3 protein-coding genes are annotated in these 3,808 nt (G+C 69.9%); 1 reads left to right on the forward strand and 2 read right to left on the reverse strand.

Annotated elements, in window-relative coordinates; translation table 11 throughout:
* Positions 1 to 377: 377 nt before the first annotated feature.
* Positions 378 to 1,304 carry a LysR substrate-binding domain-containing protein gene (locus ABNT58_RS21485; RefSeq protein ID WP_348755448.1) on the reverse strand — a complete coding sequence of 309 codons (927 nt, stop codon included), beginning with the start codon at positions 1,302 to 1,304 and terminating at the stop codon, positions 378 to 380.
* A 47-nt stretch (positions 1,305 to 1,351) separates the two neighbouring features.
* Complete coding sequence (gene recG, locus ABNT58_RS21490; RefSeq protein ID WP_348755449.1) at positions 1,352 to 3,427, reverse strand: ATP-dependent DNA helicase RecG; 2,076 nt, start codon at positions 3,425 to 3,427, stop codon at positions 1,352 to 1,354.
* A 52-nt stretch (positions 3,428 to 3,479) separates the two neighbouring features.
* On the opposite strand from recG, the gene ABNT58_RS21495 reads away from it, so the two are divergent.
* The coding region (locus ABNT58_RS21495) for an S-adenosylmethionine:tRNA ribosyltransferase-isomerase (protein ID WP_348755450.1) at positions 3,480 to 3,808 on the forward strand (329 nt) is incomplete at its 3' end.

Here is a 3,808-nt window from a genome sequence, read left to right on the forward strand (position 1 = left end):
CAGCAGCTTGGACAGGCCACCGGCGATCGCGGCGCGGTCTTCGGGGCTGATGCCGATCTGGATGACCGGTGCAGACACGCTGCCTGGCGACTTGTCCTTGCCCTTGTTCTTGCTCATGCGATGCACTCCTGAAGATGTAACGGACGACTGTAGCGCAGCGACTCTACGCGCTCTTGTCAGTGCAGCAGCGCGCCGGCCAGCCAGTGGAAGGCGGCGGCCATGCCACCCAGGTTGACGGCCAGGCCGAGGGACAGACGGACTTTGCGCATGACGGGCTCCTCAGAATTTGTCTCAACGATAGCGGCCGTATGGCGCTTGAGCCAATCAACAGTGGCAAAGCCATCGATTGAGACTATCGATGACGGTCGGATCGCCGGTCAAGCCGTCAGCCGCGTCACCCCATCCAGCTGGCAGGCGTACACCGCATTGCGAAGGGCGGCGATGGCCTCGTAGCGGGTGAAGGTGCGGCGCCAGGCCAGCACCACCCGGCGCGTCGGCACCGGCGGCTCGAAGGGCACGTAGGTCACCAGCCCGCCGGTGGTCTCGCGCGGCACCGAGAGCTGAGGCACCACCGTCACGCCCATGCCCGAGGCCACCATGTGCTTGATGGTCTCCAGCGAGCTGCCTTCGAAGCTCTTGCGGATGCCCTCGGCGTCGCTGGAAAAGCGGGCGTATTCGGGGCACACCTCCAGCACATGGTCGCGGAAGCAGTGGCCGGTGCCCAGCAGCAGCATGGTCTCGCGCTTCAACTCATCGGCGCCCACGCTGCTGCGCTTGGCCAGCGGGTGGCCCTTGGGCACGGCGATGGTGAAGGGCTCGTCGTACAGCGGGGCCACGGCCAGGCCAGTGTCGGGGAAGGGCTCGGCCATGATGGCGCAGTCCAGCTCGCCGGTGCGCAGCATGTCCACCAGCTTGGCGGTGAAGTTCTCCTGCAGGATCAGCGGCATCTGCGGCGTCAGCTCGATGGCGTGGCGCACCAGCTCGGGCAGCAGGTAGGGGCCGATCGTGTAGATGATGCCCAGCTTGAGCGGGCCGTTCAGCGGGTCCTTGCCGCGCTTGGCGATGTCCTTGATGGCGGCGGCCTGCTCGATCACCGACTGCGCCTGGCGCACGATGGCTTCGCCCAGCGGGGTGACGCTCACTTCGTTGGTGCCGCGCTCGAAGAGCTTGACGTCCAGCTCCTCTTCCAGCTTCTTGATGGCCACCGACAGCGTGGGCTGCGACACGAAGCAGGCTTCGGCCGCGCGCCCGAAATGCTTCTCTCGGGCGACGGCGACGATGTAGCGCAGTTCGGTCAGGGTCATGGCCGCATTGTCGGCAAATGCAAGCAGGCCTGTCACCGGGCCGGCGATCAGGCCTTGAGGTACTCGGCGCGGGTGGCCAGCCAGCGTTCCAGGTGGGCGCGGGCGGCGGCCGGATGGCGGCTGAACAGCAGCGCGGCGGCTTCGCGCGCCTGTTCCAGCAGCGGCGCGTCCTGCGCCAGGTCGGCAAAGCGCAACAGCGCATCGCCGCTCTGGCGGGCGCCCATGAATTCGCCGGGGCCACGGATTTCCAGGTCCAGCCGCGCGATCTCGAAGCCGTCATTCGTGCCGGCCATGGCCTTGAGCCGCGCCTTGCCCGAGGGCGACAGCGGCCCGGTGTACAGCAGCACGCAGATGCTGGCCACCGCGCCGCGGCCGACCCGGCCGCGCAGCTGGTGCAGCTGCGACAGGCCGAAGCGCTCGGCATGCTCGATCACCATCAGGCTGGCATTGGGCACGTCCACGCCCACCTCGATGACGGTGGTGGCCACCAGCACCTGCATGCGGCCGGCGCTGAACTCGGCCATCACCGCCGCCTTGTCGGCCGCCGGCATGCGGCCGTGCAGCAGGCCCACGCTGCGGCCGGGCAGGGCGGCGCACAGCTCGGCATGGGTTTCGGTGGCGTTGCGCAGGTCCAGCGCTTCCGATTCCTCGATCAGCGGGCACACCCAGTACACCTGGCGGCCGGCCTCCACCTCGTCGGCGATGCGGGCGATGACTTCGTCGCGGCGGCCGTCGGCAAACACCTTGGTCAGCACCGGTGTGCGGCCCGGCGGCAGTTCGTCGATGGTGCTCACCGCCAGGTCGGCGAAGTAGGTCATCGCCAGCGTGCGCGGAATCGGCGTGGCGCTCATCATCAGCAGGTGCGGCTCCAGCGTGCTGGCTTCCAGCTTGGAGCGCAGCGCCAGCCGCTGCGCCACGCCGAAGCGGTGCTGCTCGTCGACGATGGCCAGGCCCAGGCGATGGAAGTTCACGTCCTGCTGGATGACGGCATGGGTGCCCACCACCAGCCCGGCTTCGCCGGAGGCCACCATGTCCACCATCTGCTGCCGCGCCTTGCCCTTGCGGCTGCCGCTGAGCCAGGCCACACGAATGCCCAGCGGTTCCAGCCACTGCACCAGCTTGCGGAAGTGCTGCTCGGCCAGCAGCTCGGTGGGCGCCATCAGCGCGCACTGCCAGCCGGCGCCGATGGCCACCGCCGCCGCCAACGCGGCCACCACCGTCTTGCCCGAACCCACGTCGCCCTGCAGCAGCCGGTGCATGGGCTGCGGCCGTGCCAGGTCGGCGGCGATCTCTTCGCACACCCGGTGCTGCGCACCGGTGAGGGAAAAGGGCAGCGCGGCCAGCAAGCGCTCGGGCAGCCCGCCGGGCTCGGCCTTCAGGGCCGGCGCCTGCAGCCGGGCGCGCTCGCGTTTGGCTTCCAGCTGGCTCAGCTGCTGGGCCAGCAGCTCCTCGAACTTCAGCCGTTCCCAGGCGGGGTGGCTGCGGTCTTCCAGCGCGGCGATGGGCGTCTGCGGCGTGGGGTGGTGCAGCAGCTGCAGCGCCTGCTTGAGCGTGGGCAGGCCGGGCGGCAGCACCTCGGGCGGCAGCACTTCGCCCAGCGCGGCGCGCTGCAGGCCGCCCGCTACCGCCTTGCGCAGGTAGGCCTGCGGCAGCTGGGCGCTGGCCGGGTACACCGGCGTCATCGCCTGGGCCAGCGGGGTGTCTTCGGTCACGGCCTTCACCGCGGGGTGCACCATCTCCTTGCCGAAAAAGCCCACCCGCAGCTCGCCGCGCACCCGCACGCGCTGGCCCACGGGCATGGCCTTTTGCTGCGAGGGGTAGAAGTGCAGAAAGCGCAGCGTCAGCTCGCCGCTGTCGTCGGCCATGCGCACCACCAGCTGGCGGCGCGGGCGGGTTTCCACGCGGTGCTCCAGCACCACGCCTTCCACCTGCACGGTGCCGCCTTCACGCGCCTGGCCGATGGGGATGTTGCGGGTTTCGTCCTCGTAGCGCAGCGGCAGGTGCAGGGCCAGGTCGATGTCGCGCTTGAGGCCCAGCTTGTGCAGGGCCCGCTGCGGCGCCGACAGCGCCGGGGCCGCGCGTGGGGCTGTGTCTGTCGTCGCTCGTTCGGCGGCTGGTGGCATGGAACAATTGTGCCGCCCTGCACTCTCTACAGGCCGGTGAAGCCTGCAGCCCATGCCCCTCCAGAACCGCCGTTTCACGCTCAGCGATTTCGACTTCGAGCTGCCGCCCGAACTCATCGCGCAACACCCCGCCGCCGAACGCAGCGCTTCGCGCCTGCTCGACGGCACCGGGCTCATGCCCATCGACCGCCAGTTCCGTGACCTGCCGCAGCTGCTGCGCGCCGGCGACCTGCTGGTCTTCAACGACACCGCCGTGATCAAGGCGCGCCTGCTGGGCGTCAAGGACACCGGCGGCGCGGTGGAGGCGCTGGTCGAGCGCGTGCTGCCCGGCCATGAAGTGCTGGCCCACCTGCGCGCCAGCAAGTCGCCCAAGCCCGGCGC

The organism is uncultured Aquincola sp., assembly GCF_964001545.1.
Classification (GTDB): Bacteria; Pseudomonadota; Gammaproteobacteria; order Burkholderiales; family Burkholderiaceae_C; genus Aquincola.